We start from the raw sequence: 15,284 nt of genomic DNA, 5'->3' as shown, positions 1-15,284 counted from the left end.
AGATGACGGATCGAATTCCTTTAGACCCTGACCTTCGCGCGGGCTTCGATGAGACCTCCAACGCCCGCCGCCCCAAGGCGGAGCTCGATGCATGGTGGGATAAACCTTTCGGGCTCACGCTGCCCGATGGGCGCATTCAGGTTCGTTGCCTGAATGGCGGCGCCACCGATCGCAGCTCAGTCTTGGGCATCGCGGAGAATTATGACGCTGCCTGTGCGCTTGCAGCCGAGAAGCAAGCGGCCTGGGTCGACCTACGTCGGCGACCGATCCCCATGCTGCGCGATGGGAAGGTCGTTCTCGTGCGGGGGCCGGCCCGGCCACACGGGAAGGAAGAGATCCTTGCGACCTTCGCCTCGTTCGAGATTGCTCAGGAATTTCTCAAGGAATCTGCTCTTTGAGAGCCGTGAGGGTGGCGAAATGAACGGACGGTCCTGATCGGAGCCACGCCAATCGGCGAGAACACTAACCCCTCACGAGCCTCACTATGTCCGTGCATCGTGGGCATCGCGGTCCGAAATCGAGATCTTATGAAGAAACCGACCGTTTGCATCGTGGAGAGTCTTGGCTTCCTTGAAGAGCAAAGCCATCGGGAAGGCGAGATCATAAGCCGCACGATGAACCTTTCGGGCAAGCCCAGTGCCTATGTCTGCATCCGGACCTTGAACGAACTCAAAGCGATCGCTCAGGAATTCGGCAACTCCAAGCATCGCTATTTTCATCTCTCCTGTCATGGGGTCCGTGATGACGACGGCCAGAATGTCGGTGTGGCTTTGACCACGCGCTACGTCTCCAACGAAGAGCTTGCCGACATCCTCGCGCCTCATATGGATGGGAGGCGGCTCTTTTTGTCCTCTTGCCTCGCAGGCCGAGGTGATTTTCCCAGACTTCTGCTCGAACGCAGCAAGTGTCATTCGGTGCTCGCGCCCATGAACGAAATAGGGTTCGATGACGCGGCGGTGTTCTGGACGTCCTTCTACCATCTGATGTTCAAGGCGGACAAAACCAGAATGGTGAATTCCGTTTTGGAAGAAACTGTCAAAAAATGTGCGCTGCTCGTTAATGAGCGGTTTCGATTCTACACGCGGGTTGGCAAAGCAGGCGAGGTGAAGTTTAGCACGCTAGGACCTCTTAAAATTCCGAAGCGTGCGACTTCGGGTTCAGCTGAATGATCGAGAGATAGGCCGAAAGACGCCGACGCGTTGGTTTGGAACGTCCAAGGTGTTTTCGGCTCGCAATATCAATCCTCCGCTTCCGGAGACTTTCGCGGTGTCATGCCTGACCGTGTCGCGTGTCATTAGAATTGACTGGTTTTCAAAGACGATTCAGATATGCCTTGCCGCGTCGAACATAAGTGAAATCGAATTTCCACCCCGCATTCTCGTGAGTTTGAGAAAATTATGATTGATGAAACTCTTCTGACCTTGGCTTCCGACATTGTATGCGCTCATGTCAGCAACAACACTGTGACCGCAGACGAGCTTCCGGTTCTCATCCGGTCGGTTCATGCCTCGCTCAGCGCGCTTGGACAGGAGCCTGAAGAGAGTGATGAGAAGCGTGAGCCTGCCGTGAGCGTGCGTGCCTCTGTGAAGCCCGAGGTGCTGGTCTGCCTTGAATGCGGCGCGAAGATGAAAATGCTCAAGCGGCACCTGGCAACCGACCATGGCCTTACGCCTGCGGAGTATCGCAAGCGTTGGAACCTGGCGTCGGACTATCCGATGGTGGCCCCGCAATATGCCGCCAAGCGCAAGGAACTGGCGCTCAAGATCGGTCTGGGGCGCAAAGCGAAGACCGATGCAGGCGCCGCGCCCGTCGACGTGAAGGCGCCAGCTCCGGCTACGAAACGGAAGAAGGCGACGACGGAGGTCGAAGGCGAGGCTCCGGCGAAGCGTCGCGGTCGTCCTGCCAAGGCGGTTGCTCCAGAGCCCGCGGCCGCCGAAGCGTAATGGTTCCGCCCCGACCGGTGACAGTTCACCGGTCGATGGGGTTGCCGAAAGCGACAGGTCACGAGGACAGCACGCTGACGCAGGAGTGCCAGGTGATCCTGCGACTTTCTTCGTCAGTTGCTGTTGATGATGACGGTCGGCAATGGCTCGCCGCCCGTTTCTGCTCGCCGCCGCCGGATGTCCAGGATCCCGGCCCTCAGCTTGCTGGCGATGGTTTCGGTCAGGCGCCTGATGTCGCCGGGGGTCTCCAGCCCGGGTGTGCTTTCAAGAAATTCTGCCAGAAGCATGGTGAGCGTCTGGCAAACCTCGGCGGAGCCGATGTAGAGGGTCTTGGGCTCGCCCGGCGGTGTTTCGCCTTGGCGATCGGCAGACACCTCGCAGATGGTCTGGACGATGCTGCCATGCAGCTGCGCGATATATTCGAGATTCAGCTCGGCCATGCAATTTCGCTCCGGGAGAGGCGCTCGACGGCGGGCCAAGCCTTCGATGGCCCTGCCGCCCGGTAGTAAATCGCCCGCATGAAAATTCAAATCGATCCGAGCCCGACCCGGCCCCAAACTCGCCCGGGCCGAGAGTGACGTCGAGACCTTCAGCCGGGGAACAACACGCGCTCAAGCTTGCCCGCTGCTGCCTCCCGCTTCTCCGCTGATAATTTGTCGAGGTTGATCTGCTTCCAGCGCACCGCCGGGAGGTCGCGCACCGTGGGTACGGTGAGCAGGGACCAGTCCGGCGTGCCGCGCTTGAAGCCCATGAGGAAATGCCGGTGGTGTTCGGGCATGCCGCCGATCATCTCGCTGATGATGGCGTCACGCGCCGCGACCAGATCTTCCAGCGGCACCGCCTCCCGGGTCATGCCCTCAAAGCCGTGGGCGAATTCTTCCTCAAGTGGCTTGAGCGTGGGGGCGAGCACCTCCGCGATGGGGCGGTCATGACTCACGAGATAAGCGATGAACGCCTCGCGCAACTCCTCGGTGATGCCCTCATTCGCCAGCAGGTCGCGCACGTCGAACAGGTCGCGAGGGTGCTGGCGATCGAGTGCGGCGACAATCTTGCCCGCATAAAGGTCGGCGAAGGATACCAGCTGGATGCTGGCAAAGCCATAGGCGTCTTCGACGGCAGGAGCCACGTCGGTTTCCTGGGGCGCATAGACGACGCCGCGCAAAACCGGGGTCACCTCGATCTTGATTTGGGTTTCGCCCGCGCGCACGACCAGCTTGGTGATGATGTTGTCAGGTGGCTTGCGGGTCCGTGCGACATGCGACCCTGGGATGCCCCGGGTGATCGCATCGGCGAGCCGCGCCATGCCCGCGTCGATCGCGGCAAGGGATGTGGGTCGATCGGCCACAGGCAGAAACGTGAGGTCGATATCGACAGAGAGGCGCGGCAGATTGCGCACGAACAGATTGATGGCCGTGCCACCCTTCAGCGCGAAGTCCTTGTCCGCTGCAACGAAAGGCAAGACGCGCACCAGCAACGCGACCTGCTGGTGGTAGTCGTCAAGAAAGGCCATCAAGGTCTCCGGGCACGGTGATGAGATAGGTGGGATCAAGCTTACCGCCCTTGACGAGGACGCGCTTGCCCTGGCCAAGGTCGACCTGGTCGCGGTCGATCCGCTCCAGCCAGCTATGGCGGTGCCGATCGGCAAAAAAGAAGAAGAGACGCTTCACCTTGACGCTGCGGCATGTCGCGAGCTGGACTTGCAGCTTGCGCGGGCTGAGATTGGCCAGACCCTCCACCAGCTTGTCGACTTGATGGAAGGATTCCTGGCCCGGCAGTTCGTCGAGCAGCTGGAACAGTGCGCGCTCTGCGCTGGAAAGCCGCATGCCCCATTGAAGCTTGCCCGCTGTCGCCATGAAGCCGCCGGGCAGCATGGATGCCGGCTCGCCTGCCGGCTGTGGCGGTGCCGCGCTTTCGGGATCGGCGGGAAAGAGGCGCAGGCTGTTGTGCCACTGGAAGCTCACATCGAGGGGAAGGGCGGCGAGCCAGCTGGGCGGCTTGGACGGACCATATAGATGCACCTTGCGTGTGCGGCCCAGATAGTGCCCGTAGCCCAGCTCCTCCAGCGCGGTGCGGCCGCCGATCGTGAGGTCCAGATCCAGGAAATTCTGCAGCGATATGATCGCATGCTGCCAGGTCAGCGGCCCATTGCCCCTGCGGTAGACCCGCGCGGCGGGCTGATGGAGCCATCCTGCCTTCACATATTGGTGGCGCAGGGAGGAGGAGTAGCCATGGCCCTCAAGCCATGCAGCATCGACCAGAGCCCCGTCGGGCAGCTGCTGGAGCTGGTTTAACTTTCCTCGCGAATGATAAGACATGCTGCGGATTATCGCAGAAATTTAAACCAACATCAAGTTTGCAAAACTGATCCATTCTAAAGCTGGACTTAGCTTTTTAAAACACTTTCAAACCCGGCGAAGCCGGCGCGGCCGGTGGCGGGCGGACGAGGCGTGCCGCGCCGTCAGCGCGGGGCGAGCCCCGCGCGCAGGAAAGGAGAGGGGGGAGGAGGGGGGTGAGGTCCCCTGGGCGAAAAGAGCCTTTGAAACGGACCTCGCTTGCAAAACGCGAGTATCCAGTCATGACCAATGTCACCACCACGATCCCCTACGGCAAGCTGATCCTCTCCGACATCAATGTGCGCAAGCGCATCCCCGAGCGCCACATTGCCGCGATCGCGGCATCCATTGCCGAGCACGGGCTGATCCATCCGTTGATCGTCAGCCCCGCGACACCCCGCAAGACGAAATATGCCGTCCATGCCGGCGGTCTGCGCTGGCGTGCCATCGGCCAGCTGATCGAAGCGGGAACGCTGCCCAAGGACCATGCCGTCGAGGTCAAGATCTATGGCGACGAGGGCGCGGCCATGCGCGAGATCAGCCTCATCGAGAACCTCATCCGCGAAAACATGAGCCCGGCCGAGGAATGCACCGCCTACCGCGATATCGTCGCCGATGGCGCGAGCGTTGAAGATGTCGCGCGGCGCTTCAGCGTGACGGTGCGCCATGTGAACGGGCGCCTGCGCCTTGCCGATCTTGCGCCCCCGATTTTCGCCGCGCTCTCCGACGACGAGATCACACTCGATGTCGCGGCGGCCTATGGTTCGACCAGCGATCACACCCGCCAGCTCGCGGTCTGGGAAAGCGTCAGCGGAACCTGGCAGGCGAAAAATCCCGACGCCATTCGCCGGGCGATCGCGGCTGCCAGCATCGAGGGCGACAACCCGATCGCGCTGCTGGTGGGCGAAGCCGATTACGTCGGCGGCGGCGGCCGGATCGAGCGCGATCTCTTTGCCAGCGCCGGCGAGGGGTGCTGGGTCGATGGTGACCTCCTGCGCGAGATGGCGATGAACAAACTGACCCATGAGGCCGAGATCGCGGTGCTCGGGACCAAGCTGGGCTGGGTCAAGCCGCTGCTTGCAACGCAGGTCGGGTGGCAGGCGAGTGAAGGTCTGCACCACTACTATCCCCGTTATGAAGATCCCTCGGCGGAGGCTGTGGCACGGATCGCCGAGATCGACGAGAAGCTGGCCGAGCTCGAAGTGGCGAGCGAGGAGGCGATTGAAGCGGGCGAAGAGTCCGGGGATCACAGCGAGTACGATCGGATCGAGGAGGAGATGGAGGGCCTGACGCGGGAGCGTGAAGGCCTCGCGCGCGGCGCGGAAATTATCCCCGATGAGGACCGGCCCCATATCGGCGCCTTCATGATCCTCGATGAGGATGGCGCGCCGATGCTCTCGCCCCACTATTACACCAGCGTCAAGCCGCGCGCGGCGGGTGCAGGGGCGAAGGGCGGCGCCGCCAGTGGTTCCTCCGACAAAGCCAACGAGGATCCGGCCAATGAGCCCTATCCCCGGGCCTTGATCGAGCAGTTGGCCAAGGATCGCCGAGATATCCTCGCGCTCCATGTTGCGCTGAACCCGGCGCTCGCGCTCGACCTCGCGATCTTCACCCTCTGCCGCAGCCATGCCGGCCATCTGGGCTATGACGGGTCGGGCTGCTCGATCCGCATCACCGATCGCTATGACCCTGCGGGCCTCAAGGACATTCCCCAGGGGGACGCGGCAGGGGAGCTTGCCGGAATCAAGGAGGGGCTGGAGACGGTCTGGGCGCGCGAGCATGATGAGTTTGCCTCCTTCCTCGCCTTCCGGGCGCTCGACGATGACATGAAGGCGAGTTGGCTCGGCTTTGCCGTCAGCCAGAGCCTGCGCGCCAGTCTGATGGACGGTGGTTTCAAGAACCCCTTCCAGACCCAGCTGGGCGCCTTGATCGGCATCGATCCCGCGCAGCATTGGCGACCGGGCGCGGAGCGCTTCTTCGATCGCCTCAAGAAGTCGAGCATTCTCTCGATCCTGGGCACGATCGATCCGACCATGCCCGGGCGCTATGCCACCTCGAAGAAGAGCGAGCTGTCGAGCGCTGCGGCCAAATTGTGCAGCGGGGAGGCAATCGTCGAACCGGCGATCAAGGAGCGTGCGCTCGCCTGGCTGCCGCCGTTCTTCACCTTCACGGAGCCGGTCGCTCAGGCCGGCGCCGGCGATGATGATGGCGGCGATGATCATCATCAGCGTCAGGACGGCGATGCCTCTGGTGACGATGATCATGATGGTCACGCCCACGATGGCGAGCATGATGATGACCAGCACCACGATGGCCGGGAGCATGACAGCCAAGGCGATGGTGCGGGCGAAGACGAGCCGGACGCGGTTGAGCCCGCCGAGGCGGCCTGCGCGCAAGCGGGCGGTTCGATGGCCGAAGTGGCCTGAGATCGGCGCAACGCCGGCATGAGCCCAGCCCCAGGGCGGGGCTCATTTTCCATCCAGATCAGCGCCGCTCCTTCCCCCTGCGGGGAGGGGGCGGGCGCAACGCGGGCGAGCTGCCCGCCTGAAAGGATTTCCTGTCATGTCCAAGCGTCACGACATCTACGCCACCGTCACGGCCCAGATCATCGCCGCGATCGAAGCTGGTCCAGGCAAATGGCGCATGCCCTGGCATCATAACGGCGCGCCCGTCATGCGGCCCACCAGCGCTGCAGGTCGCCGCTACTCCGGCATCAACCGGGTGGTTCTCTGGGCCACGGCAGAACACCACCAGTTCGCCTCGGGCACATGGGCGACCTATCAGCAATGGAAGCAGCACGGGGCCCAGGTCCGCAAGGGTGAAGGCGGCACCCAGGTCATCTTCTGGAAAAAGATCGAGAAGCCCGGCGCCGATGATGGCCAGGGCGGCGACGGGGCAGGGGATCAGCGGCGCCATTTCTTCGCCACCTCCTTCTGGGTCTTCAATCAGGACCAGGTGGATGGTGTTGATGAAACGGAGGTGAAAGCTGTCGCGCCGATCACGCCGGATATCGCAGCGGCGCAGAGCTTCCTCGAAAGCCTTGGCGTGCCCGCAGAATATGGCCGCTATGATGCGCATTACGATCCCGCGCGCGACGTGGTCTTCATGCCGCAGCGCAGCGCCTTTGACAGCGATGCCGACCTCATCAGCACGCTGGCCCATGAGATGGTCCATGCCAGTGGCCATGCCTCGCGTCTCGCGCGCGACACGCTGCGCGACTATCACAGGGATCGGGCGATCCGCTCGCGCGAAGAGCTGGTGGCGGACCTGGGATCGGCGATGCTGATGGCCGACCTTGGCCTCGCCTCTGTGCCCAGGCCCGACCATGCGGCTTATCTGGCGAGCTGGCTGACCCTGCTCAAGCACGATCCGCGCGCGATCTTCACGGCGGCGGCGCAGGCGCAAGCGGCTGCCGACTGGATCCACGCGCAGGCCGGCAGTGCTGGCCACACCCTTCCCATCGCAGCGTGAGGTGGCCCGTGGCTCACTTTGAACCCTATCCGCCCGGCGCCCTGGTCGGGATCAAGACCTTTGCCAAACTGCCGCCCCGCCAATGGGCACAGGCCTATCAGCGGCTGATCGCCGATATTCGGCATGCCGGGCAGCATCATCTGCACCAGCTCGATGTTGCTTCAAGCTGGCGCGGCTGCATCGATCGGGTCGTGCTGCGCGGCGCCTACGCCGATCTGGGCCTCACCGTCGGGCATGGCGCGGCGGCAGTCTGGCTCGATCGGCGCATCAATGCTGCTCACCGTTCGCGCGCCGATTGGGGCTCCTTCCCGGCCGAGGCCCTGGCCTGGTTCGATCTGGCCAAGCCGCGCTTCGTCGCGATGCTGCGCGAGATCGGTTGCCGCCCCTACCACCTCAAGACCGCGCTGGCGGCCTGATCCATGGAGCGTGTCATGAACACATCTGCAACCGAGGGCCGCTGGGCGGCCACGACCTTGCGGCGCTGCGGCTGCGACTGGCCTTATGACTGGGTGAGCGATGTCACCAGCTACGACCCTGTGAACGGGGTTCACCAGCTGGTGGCGCGCATTCAGCAGAGCGCTGTGCGCGCTTATCCCGAAGCAACCGCGAATGTGCGGGCCATGGCGCTGGCGCGCGAGATGGCCGAGGTGATCGAGCTGGTCGCCGCGGTCATCGAGATGAGCGATCCCGAGCATCCCGCCTTCGTCGACAGTGCCGCCGATTGCCTTGCCGCCCTGCTGGAGCGGCAGGGCGATGTGCAGCGCCTTCGCCGCGCGCTGCGCGCGCCTCTTGGCGCAGACGCCCGGCCCGCCGCCACCCTGAAAGGACATTGCCACCATGACTGAAGCCCCCAAGGACATGGAGCCTTGCGCTCCTTTGGCCTATCTCGATTATCGCTGCCCGACATGCCACGGCCAGCGCTGCGGCAACGATGCCAATGCCGGTTGGGATGTGGTGACGCAGCAAAGCGTTCTTCTGAGCGAGTTCGACAAGCAGTGGTGCAACGACTGCGGGGATGTCACGCTGGAGGAGTTCACCGTCACTGACCCTGCCGAAATCGCGCGCATCGACGCGCAGCGCGCGCTTTTGCAGGTCAGGGATCTGGCCGAGCCTCTACTCGATGCCGTCCGCTCCGCAAGTGAGATCCTCACGGTTCCGGGGAATCTTACCGTGGCCAATCTGGGGGCATTGCGTGTTCGCCTGGAACGCACGGTCGCCTTGGCGGAGGGCATGCGGACGGGGCCGACCGAAGCGATGCTCGTGCTCACGACGCTCCATCTCCAGCATGACACCTGTACCGAGTGGCTCGATACGGCGCCCTTCGCGGCCTTCACCAAGGCCGATTATGGCTGGTTCGTCTATGTGCCCGAGGATCTGGACGCGGTTGCCATGCCCGATGATCTGCGGGCTTGCTGCGAGCGCGCCCGTGCCTGCGGATGCCCCTGGCTGATGTTTGATCGGGACGCGCCCGCGCTTCCCGAACTGCCCACCTTCGTCTGGTAGGCCGTGAGGCGCTGCGCGCCGCGAAAGGAGAGGGGGGAGGAGGAGGGCGAGCAATTCCGCTCGTTTGAAAGGACCTCCCCCATGTTCAGCGACGACAGTCTGGGCGCAAGCGACCGCTTCGCCTTCACTCCGCGCCGGCTCCACGCCCTGGAAACCACCGGCAACGCCTATGATGCCACCTAGAGCGACGAGAAGATCGCTTCGGGTCATACGCTTGTCAGCCTGTCGGAGCGCGTTGTGGGGGTGGCTCACACCTGGCCTTTTGCGATCACCGCGCAGGCCGGGCACCTGCATGGCCTGAGCCCGAAGCAGGGCGACAGCCTGGCCGCGATCGCGCGGTCCTTCCTGCTGGAGGAAGAGGATCTGCTCTTTGCGATGAGCATGGCCAGTGCCCTGGGCTTCGAGCTCGATCCGGTCGTTGCCGCTCTCGCGGCTCCCTCCACCCCCTCCGTCTGAAAGGCTCACCCCATGACCAAAGTGACGCTTGCCATCGACAGTGTGTCGCTCGCCACCGTCGAACGGCTCAACCGCGCCCGGACGATCCGCCTCGATCGCTATGAGGAGGAGGGCAATTTCGACCGGTTCGGCTATTTGCGCGACCTGGCCGCCAACCATGGGATCGTGATCGCCGACGTTATCCTGATGGCCGATTTGCTCGGTCCAGAGGAGGATTTCGACGGCCTTGTCTCGACCCTTGAAGACATGTCCTGCTGAAGGAGGCCCGGCATGGCGACCCAAACCAAACCGAACCGGACGGAAGCCATCGCGCGGCTCAACGACCGGGCCCGTCAGGGCCTCGATCGCAATGCGCGCGTGGTCACGACCCGCAGCTGTCTGGCCGCCTTCTGCGATCTGGACAATTTCCCCGCCATGATGCTGATGCAGGCAGCGCTGTTGCGGGCGGTGCGGCACTGCACCTTTGCCGAAACCCGGCCTGAGCGGGATTTCGCGGCCATTCCCTTTCGGGACCGGACGATCTGGCTGACGATTGGCTATTACGATGCCGAGCTTGTCAATGGATCGGAGGATCCGGCCGATGCGAGCAAGACCACGCGGGTGCTCACCATCATGCTGCCCGAGGATTATTGAGCATGGGGGACTTTCCCCTGCTCGACCTGATGGTGCCGCCCCCCAAGCTGATCTGGCGGGGCGGCGCTGCGCTGGAGCGCAGCGGTCGCGGGCATAGTCCGTCGGCCGAGGGCGACCTCCAATGGCTGGCCCATGATTATCGCGATCCGCGCAAGGGCGGGCGGTGGTTCCGCTTCAATGCGCGCGAGAGGATCTGGGAATGCCTCGATCCCTTCGACCAGACCGGCGTCAATCTCGACCCCGATCAGCCCCCGGCGGTCAACGCCCATGGGCGCCTGATCGCGGCTGAACGTCTCTAACCTCACCTCACACCGAACCAAGGAGGCCCTTATGGGTTGGCTCTACATGTCGCTGGGCGGTATGGGCGGATTTCGCACGCCCAAAACCTATCTCGACGATCAACTCACCTATGCACCCGATCCCGAGAAGGGCAGGACGAGAGGATCGCGCGTCCTCAAATCGGTCTGGCAGGGTCGCGTCTATTATGCGGCGGTGGAGCCCTATGGGCAGGATGGGGCCGAGCCTGCCCTTGCGATCATCTGCCTGGTCCATTGGAAGCCGAAGTCGCAATCGGGCGAGCACTTCGGTTACAAGGACTTGACCGAAACCATGGGGCCCTACGACCAGACTTGCCCGGCCTCGGTTCTCGATCTTTTAGGAACGCCCCGCAACGACCATGCGGAGGCATGGCGCAAGGCTTGCCGGGCCCGGCTCGCGCTTCTTGCAAGGCCCAAGCCCAAGGCCGGAGACCGGCTCATCCTGCCCGAACCGCAGCGCTTCACCGATGATTATGAGGCGCGCGCCTTCACCATCGTGACCTATCGCGGGAAGGTCATGCTGCGCGGCGACAATGGCGGGCTCTATCGGCTCTCCAAACTGATGGAGCGGCCCTGGAGTCTCGTGCCGGCAGCAAAGCCGCTTGCCAAATCGCCGTGATTGAGCGACACCGGGTCGTGGAGATCAAACCATGAACAATGTGATGACCGCCCGCTCGCTTGCGACCTTGTTCAACGCCCAGGGGATTGCCGATCAGCGCCATGATGAGGATGGCGAGGACTGGGCCGTGCTCAAGACCGGAAATGACTGCCAGCCCTATATCGTCGAGCGCTATGCCGGCCAGCTGGCCGCCGTCAGCCTCTCAACCTCGCAGGCCGCCAGCGCGCTGCGTTTCGCAAACACGGCTCGCCCGCGCGGCTGATCCTCTGCCTCACCGCTTCGCCAATGCATCGCCGGGCCGCCATACCGTATGGGCAAGGCCCGGCGTTCGCATGAGCTGCGCGACCTCTTCGTCATAGGCCGGGTCGGGCAGGCTGCGCGCGAGATGCACCGCGGTCGCGCGGGCGCCGGTGTCCTGCAGCGTCAGGCTGGCGATCGGCTTGCTCTCTTGCAGATTGTAACGCAGGCCTTTGACGAAGCTGCGCCCCTCGCCGACCGCTTTGACGATCAGGGCCCTTTCATCGAGGCTCTCATAGGGCAGCCATTCGCGCGTCACAGGCATGACCGCGATCTCATAGAGCTGGGGTGTGCCCTTGGCGCTGATCGAGAAGCTGGCGGCCATGATGAGGTGATCCTCCTTTTCATGGCTGCGCCACAGCTGGAGTTCCTCGGAGAAGGTCCGGTTGAACCGGCGGGCCATGTCCTCATCCATGAAGAAGTGCAGGTCGGGCAGATGCTTGAGCGTCAGCCTTTCGCCATAGCGCGTGGCATCGAGCATCTTGATCTCGCCGACCACCACCATGATCGCGTCTTTCGAGGAGCGGACCGGGCCCAGCTGCGACATGCGCCGACTGACGATCTCATCCTTATGGTCGAGGTTGAAGGTCTCGGGCACATAGAGCACCTGTCCCAGGCTGTTGCCCTTCACCCGGCAGCCTTGGGCTGCATAGAGCATCTGGCGCCGCACGATGTACCAGCTGCGCTTGCTCGCCATGCGCGGGCGCCAATGGGTGAGCTCGCCCCGATCCCACAGAAAATGCAGAAACCCCCGCATAGTCAGCCGCGCCCCGGTTGACTTGACCGGGGGTTTTTCATTGGAGAAGGCCGAAGGCGCGGTGCGGGCCGTACCGCGCGCCAGCGGAAAGCCGAATTTGAGCGTGGTCTCGCCGCTTTCGGCATCCTCGACCACCGCCGAGCCGCGCACCTGCCCCAGACCAGTGAGATGATCCGGGGCATCATAATAGTCGCACCAGGGCGCATGCTGCGGGCCCGTCTCTGGCATGCGGGCAAGCACATGCCCGCCATGGCGGTGGGCGATGTAGAGTGCCAGATCGACATCGCTGCGGCAGCGGCAGAGTGGGCGCACCTTTGCGGTGTAGGCGCGCTCCAGCAGCTCGGGGAGGCGCGGATCGTCGGCAGCGACGTCGGCGCCCAGCAGGTGATAGGTCTGCTTCATAATCTGCCTTCTTCCGTCTTGCGGGTGAGGGCGCCCTGCGCGATATCGCGCCAATGGCTGCCAAGCGAAAAGGCCGCGCTGAAGGTGCCGCGCGGGCCTTCCTGCCGATCGGTGAAATAGGGCTCGGGCTCTTTGGTCGGTTCAAGGCCGAGCCGCTGCGCCGACAGCCACATTTCGGCGCGCGCCGTCATCAGCTGGCGCAGCGCGGCCACCGCGCTGGCGAGCGTGAGGGGGTGCCGGCCCGCCAGATTGTACCAAAGCGCGCGCTGATAGTCCTGCCCCGGCGCGCCCAGGATGCGTGCCAGCGCGCCCTTGCCATTGTGATCGCCGCGCAGCATGGCACTCACCGCGAAGTCGAGTTCTATGACCGCCTGGAGGCCCGCGACCGGATCTGTGCCGATGCTGGCGCCCGCCAGGGCGCGCTCCTCCCAGACGCGATGCTCATCATCGCGGATCTCGATCAGTGTGGCGTCGACATTGACGCCCCGAAGCCATGTGTTGCTGTCCACCTATCCATCCTTCTTGAGCCGTTTGTAGATGGCCGCGCGCGAAACGCCGGCCTGCAATGCGATCTGTGACACCGGCACGCAGAGCGGCGGCGCCATCATGGATTTGTAGTCTTCCCACTGGGCCGCGCTGATCTGCGGCGCATGGCCGCCCTTCCTGCGAAGGTGATCGCGTGGCCCCGGGCCGGGCTCTGCCAGATCCGTGTGATGCGGCGCGCGGGCCAGTGCTGCCTTGCGGCTGAAATCCGCAAGCGCGCGCACATGGCTGAAAAACCCGTCGCCCGGTTCACACGTTATGGCATCGCCCGTTGATCGGAACGAGAGCCCAAGGCGCTCAAGTAGCATCAGCTCTATCAGCAATGTGCTCAAGGACGAGGCGACACGATCCAGATTGCTGACAAGAATTTCATCGCCGCGTTTGGCAGAGCGGAGCATGTCCGCCCAAGCTGGTTTCAACACCCTGCCGGCATTGATCCCGCGATCCACGAATATTCTGTCCGCTCCGGCGACAGCAAGCGTATGGCGCTGTAATTCTTCATCTTGCGATGACGATGTTCTTGCATAACCGAGCTTCATGGGAATATCCAGTCGGTCTGTTCTTTTTAAGAATGGTTCTCAGGGTAGAAACTGTCAACCATGGATTTTCGAAAAATTCTCATGGTTGACAGTCTGGGGGTGGCTGGATGACACGGCGATTGCGCATGGCCGGCGCGTGGCTTGCGATGCAGCGGGTTGGCTGGCCCTATGAGCGTCGGGACGGCTGACGCTTCTTGCTACGCGTGCGGCGGCGTTGGCGCAGACCCTTCACATAGGCAGCATCCACCATCGTGTCGGGGTCAAGGTCGAGCGCACAATTGACCAGGCTGGCAAGCGTGCTGTCGCTCAGGACCAGTCCGGCGGGAATGGGGCCGCAGCTGTTGGTGTCATTCTCATCGATGCCGGCAGCAAGCGCCTCGAAATAGTCGGTGAGCGAGCCGCGCAGCCCTGCTGTCGCTGCAGCGGTCAGGGGATCCGAGGCTTCGGGGGAGGCGCCATAGGCGTCCCGCGCAAGTTCAGCGAGGCAGGCTTCTATCGTGGGCCAATATTTGGAATCGAACTGGCCGCGCAGTTGCCGCAGGGGCATTGCGAGATAGTCGTCGAACATGGGGTTGTCGCGCGCAGCCCCTTGGATCACCCGGCCGATATGGCTATGGGTTTCGCTCAGGAAACCGGAGGTTTCATGGAGCTGCGTGCGCTCTTCCAGCAGCTCGGACAATTCGGCCGCGAGCGAACCGATCTTGCCATTGATCTCGCGCAATTGCGTGCGCTGGCTGCGGATCTCGGCAATCCGCTGCGGGTTCCAGAAGGCTGCCGTGTTGAGGAGAGTGCCGAGCATCGTGTCCAGCGCATCGGGATGCTGGGCGAGCTTGTCGTGGAGCTCCCGATAGGCTTCGGGAAGCTCAAGGCGACGCGTGATCAGGCGGTCGATGATCTCCCTCTCGCTGGGCAGGATCTCTTTGTCGAGATAGCGCTGCTTTTTGGTGAGCAGAAGCGCTTCGCAGACGGTGGTCGGATCGGGGGTGATGGGGTCGGTCATGCTGGTCCTTGCGTTCATCAGGTATGGCAGGATCTAGGGCCAAGTGCAGGTCCTGTCGGAACCTGAGCGAAGATTTTTGGCCGGTCTTCAGATACCGGCGGCCTTGGGGTCTGGCAGGTCGGTTCTGGTAGACCTTGAGGACGGTTTGGTGGTCTGGAGCGTGCAGAGGCGAGGGGCGGGGAGCGCGCCCGGGCGCGGTGCGCCCGTGCTAAACCTGCCCTATTCGCTAGGGCCCTGAATTTGCCTCGCGGCAAATTTACGACCCAAGCTCACGCAGCCGGCCCGAGGGGCCGTCTGCGCCCTAACGGGTAACGGTCAGGGCTAGAAGGGGAAAGGCCAAGCGGGGCGGGGCGGAGCCCCGCATGTGGTTTGCTTGAGGCCCTGCCGGACGATGCCGTCCGACAGGGCGGCCAGCCTTGCACCAGGCCTGTCCATCACCTCCTACGCGCCCTCCCAGGCTCCCTGCGTGGC

General features: G+C 63.5%; 21 protein-coding genes. 14 read left to right on the top strand and 7 right to left on the bottom strand.

Features of this window, described 5'->3' with window-relative positions; translation table 11 throughout:
- Nucleotides 1–2: 2 nt before the first annotated feature.
- The 3 genes from HGK27_RS30525 to HGK27_RS30515 all read left to right on the top strand — a co-directional run bounded on the left by HGK27_RS30525 (nt 3) and on the right by HGK27_RS30515 (nt 1,943).
- Entirely contained in the window at nt 3–398 is a 396-nt protein-coding gene (locus tag HGK27_RS30525; protein WP_206245713.1) for a DNA-binding protein, read from the top strand.
- 129 nt (nt 399–527) lie between these two features.
- The gene (locus tag HGK27_RS30520) at nt 528–1,169 is read left to right on the top strand and encodes a hypothetical protein (protein WP_206245712.1); all 642 of its coding nucleotides are present in this window, start codon (nt 528–530) and stop codon (nt 1,167–1,169) included.
- 228 nt (nt 1,170–1,397) lie between these two features.
- Nucleotides 1,398–1,943, top strand: coding sequence for a MucR family transcriptional regulator (locus HGK27_RS30515; RefSeq protein ID WP_206245711.1), 546 nt, complete (start codon nt 1,398–1,400; stop codon nt 1,941–1,943).
- A gap of 113 nt (nt 1,944–2,056) precedes the next feature.
- Here the strand turns inward: HGK27_RS30515 and HGK27_RS30510 are convergent, their stop codons facing one another.
- From HGK27_RS30510 to HGK27_RS30500, 3 genes are all read right to left on the bottom strand, one after another.
- The gene (locus HGK27_RS30510) at nt 2,057–2,383 is read right to left on the bottom strand and encodes a hypothetical protein (protein ID WP_206245710.1); all 327 of its coding nucleotides are present in this window, start codon (nt 2,381–2,383) and stop codon (nt 2,057–2,059) included.
- 149 nt (nt 2,384–2,532) lie between these two features.
- Nucleotides 2,533–3,453, bottom strand: a complete 921-nt coding sequence (locus HGK27_RS30505) for a nucleotidyl transferase AbiEii/AbiGii toxin family protein (protein ID WP_206245709.1) — start codon at nt 3,451–3,453, stop codon at nt 2,533–2,535.
- A complete protein-coding gene (locus HGK27_RS30500) occupies nt 3,440–4,258 on the bottom strand; it encodes a type IV toxin-antitoxin system AbiEi family antitoxin domain-containing protein (protein ID WP_206245708.1) in 819 nt (272 codons plus the stop codon). The genes HGK27_RS30505 and HGK27_RS30500 overlap by 14 nt, the downstream gene beginning before the upstream one ends.
- A 260-nt stretch (nt 4,259–4,518) precedes the next feature.
- Here HGK27_RS30500 and HGK27_RS30495 point away from each other — a divergent pair, with 260 nt between their 5' ends.
- The 11 genes from HGK27_RS30495 (at nt 4,519) to HGK27_RS30445 (ending at nt 11,537) form a co-directional block, all read left to right on the top strand.
- Nucleotides 4,519–6,702, top strand: coding sequence for a ParB/RepB/Spo0J family partition protein (locus HGK27_RS30495; RefSeq protein WP_206245707.1), 2,184 nt, complete (start codon nt 4,519–4,521; stop codon nt 6,700–6,702).
- Nucleotides 6,703–6,838: 136 nt separating this feature from the next.
- Nucleotides 6,839–7,747 carry an ArdC family protein gene (locus tag HGK27_RS30490; RefSeq protein ID WP_206245706.1) on the top strand — a complete coding sequence of 303 codons (909 nt, stop codon included), beginning with the start codon at nt 6,839–6,841 and terminating at the stop codon, nt 7,745–7,747.
- Nucleotides 7,748–7,755: 8 nt separating this feature from the next.
- The gene (locus HGK27_RS30485; protein ID WP_206245705.1) at nt 7,756–8,163 is read left to right on the top strand and encodes a hypothetical protein; all 408 of its coding nucleotides are present in this window, start codon (nt 7,756–7,758) and stop codon (nt 8,161–8,163) included.
- 15 nt (nt 8,164–8,178) lie between these two features.
- Nucleotides 8,179–8,592, top strand: a complete 414-nt coding sequence (locus HGK27_RS30480) for a hypothetical protein (protein WP_206245704.1) — start codon at nt 8,179–8,181, stop codon at nt 8,590–8,592.
- Nucleotides 8,585–9,250: a DUF5983 family protein gene (locus HGK27_RS30475; RefSeq protein WP_206245703.1), complete on the top strand. Its 666-nt coding sequence runs from the start codon at nt 8,585–8,587 to the stop codon at nt 9,248–9,250. The genes HGK27_RS30480 and HGK27_RS30475 overlap by 8 nt, the downstream gene beginning before the upstream one ends.
- 243 nt (nt 9,251–9,493) lie before the next feature.
- The gene (locus tag HGK27_RS31250) at nt 9,494–9,706 is read left to right on the top strand and encodes a hypothetical protein (RefSeq protein ID WP_241127943.1); all 213 of its coding nucleotides are present in this window, start codon (nt 9,494–9,496) and stop codon (nt 9,704–9,706) included.
- A 12-nt stretch (nt 9,707–9,718) separates the two neighbouring features.
- The gene (locus HGK27_RS30465) at nt 9,719–9,964 is read left to right on the top strand and encodes a hypothetical protein (protein WP_241127941.1); all 246 of its coding nucleotides are present in this window, start codon (nt 9,719–9,721) and stop codon (nt 9,962–9,964) included.
- Nucleotides 9,965–9,976: 12 nt separating this feature from the next.
- Nucleotides 9,977–10,339 carry a DUF3768 domain-containing protein gene (locus HGK27_RS30460; protein ID WP_206245702.1) on the top strand — a complete coding sequence of 121 codons (363 nt, stop codon included), beginning with the start codon at nt 9,977–9,979 and terminating at the stop codon, nt 10,337–10,339.
- A 2-nt stretch (nt 10,340–10,341) separates the two neighbouring features.
- Entirely contained in the window at nt 10,342–10,638 is a 297-nt protein-coding gene (locus HGK27_RS30455; protein ID WP_206245701.1) for a hypothetical protein, read from the top strand.
- 31 nt (nt 10,639–10,669) lie between these two features.
- Entirely contained in the window at nt 10,670–11,275 is a 606-nt protein-coding gene (locus HGK27_RS30450; RefSeq protein ID WP_206245700.1) for a DUF6927 domain-containing protein, read from the top strand.
- A 31-nt stretch (nt 11,276–11,306) separates the two neighbouring features.
- The gene (locus tag HGK27_RS30445; RefSeq protein WP_206245699.1) at nt 11,307–11,537 is read left to right on the top strand and encodes a hypothetical protein; all 231 of its coding nucleotides are present in this window, start codon (nt 11,307–11,309) and stop codon (nt 11,535–11,537) included.
- 9 nt (nt 11,538–11,546) lie between these two features.
- On the opposite strand, the gene HGK27_RS30440 is transcribed toward HGK27_RS30445, so the two are convergent.
- The 4 genes from HGK27_RS30440 to HGK27_RS30425 all read right to left on the bottom strand — a co-directional run bounded on the left by HGK27_RS30440 (nt 11,547) and on the right by HGK27_RS30425 (nt 14,813).
- Nucleotides 11,547–12,731, bottom strand: coding sequence for a DUF1173 domain-containing protein (locus HGK27_RS30440; RefSeq protein ID WP_206245698.1), 1,185 nt, complete (start codon nt 12,729–12,731; stop codon nt 11,547–11,549).
- A complete protein-coding gene (locus HGK27_RS30435; RefSeq protein WP_206245697.1) occupies nt 12,728–13,240 on the bottom strand; it encodes a hypothetical protein in 513 nt (170 codons plus the stop codon). Before HGK27_RS30435 ends, HGK27_RS30440 begins: the two co-directional genes overlap by 4 nt.
- A complete protein-coding gene (locus tag HGK27_RS30430; RefSeq protein ID WP_206245696.1) occupies nt 13,241–13,813 on the bottom strand; it encodes a recombinase family protein in 573 nt (190 codons plus the stop codon).
- Nucleotides 13,814–13,979: 166 nt separating this feature from the next.
- Entirely contained in the window at nt 13,980–14,813 is an 834-nt protein-coding gene (locus HGK27_RS30425; RefSeq protein ID WP_206245695.1) for a coiled-coil domain-containing protein, read from the bottom strand.
- Nucleotides 14,814–15,284: the final 471 nt, after the last annotated feature.

The organism is Novosphingobium terrae, from assembly GCF_017163935.1.
GTDB lineage: Bacteria > Pseudomonadota > Alphaproteobacteria > Sphingomonadales > Sphingomonadaceae > Novosphingobium > Novosphingobium terrae.
Note: the sequence above shows the minus strand (reverse complement) of the source record. Positions and strands in the feature narration are given on the sequence as shown.

Bases quoted from the DNA above. Each gene is read 5' to 3' on its own strand.
- HGK27_RS30500 (WP_206245708.1), bottom strand. From the start codon at position 4,258: ATGTCTTATCATTCGCGAGGAAAGTTAAACCAGCTCCAGCAGCTGCCC.
- HGK27_RS30515 (WP_206245711.1), top strand. From the start codon at position 1,398: ATGATTGATGAAACTCTTCTGACCTTGGCTTCCGACATTGTATGCGCT.
- HGK27_RS30440 (WP_206245698.1), bottom strand. From the start codon at position 12,731: ATGAAGCAGACCTATCACCTGCTGGGCGCCGACGTCGCTGCCGACGAT.
- HGK27_RS30460 (WP_206245702.1), top strand. From the start codon at position 9,977: ATGGCGACCCAAACCAAACCGAACCGGACGGAAGCCATCGCGCGGCTC.
- HGK27_RS30480 (WP_206245704.1), top strand. From the start codon at position 8,179: ATGAACACATCTGCAACCGAGGGCCGCTGGGCGGCCACGACCTTGCGG.
- HGK27_RS30495 (WP_206245707.1), top strand. From the start codon at position 4,519: ATGACCAATGTCACCACCACGATCCCCTACGGCAAGCTGATCCTCTCC.
- HGK27_RS30445 (WP_206245699.1), top strand. From the start codon at position 11,307: ATGAACAATGTGATGACCGCCCGCTCGCTTGCGACCTTGTTCAACGCC.
- HGK27_RS30450 (WP_206245700.1), top strand. From the start codon at position 10,670: ATGGGTTGGCTCTACATGTCGCTGGGCGGTATGGGCGGATTTCGCACG.
- HGK27_RS30455 (WP_206245701.1), top strand. From the start codon at position 10,342: ATGGGGGACTTTCCCCTGCTCGACCTGATGGTGCCGCCCCCCAAGCTG.
- HGK27_RS30505 (WP_206245709.1), bottom strand. From the start codon at position 3,453: ATGGCCTTTCTTGACGACTACCACCAGCAGGTCGCGTTGCTGGTGCGC.
- HGK27_RS30490 (WP_206245706.1), top strand. From the start codon at position 6,839: ATGTCCAAGCGTCACGACATCTACGCCACCGTCACGGCCCAGATCATC.
- HGK27_RS30525 (WP_206245713.1), top strand. From the start codon at position 3: ATGACGGATCGAATTCCTTTAGACCCTGACCTTCGCGCGGGCTTCGAT.
- HGK27_RS30425 (WP_206245695.1), bottom strand. From the start codon at position 14,813: ATGACCGACCCCATCACCCCCGATCCGACCACCGTCTGCGAAGCGCTT.
- HGK27_RS30430 (WP_206245696.1), bottom strand. From the start codon at position 13,813: ATGAAGCTCGGTTATGCAAGAACATCGTCATCGCAAGATGAAGAATTA.
- HGK27_RS30520 (WP_206245712.1), top strand. From the start codon at position 528: ATGAAGAAACCGACCGTTTGCATCGTGGAGAGTCTTGGCTTCCTTGAA.
- HGK27_RS30510 (WP_206245710.1), bottom strand. From the start codon at position 2,383: ATGGCCGAGCTGAATCTCGAATATATCGCGCAGCTGCATGGCAGCATC.
- HGK27_RS30475 (WP_206245703.1), top strand. From the start codon at position 8,585: ATGACTGAAGCCCCCAAGGACATGGAGCCTTGCGCTCCTTTGGCCTAT.
- HGK27_RS30465 (WP_241127941.1), top strand. From the start codon at position 9,719: ATGACCAAAGTGACGCTTGCCATCGACAGTGTGTCGCTCGCCACCGTC.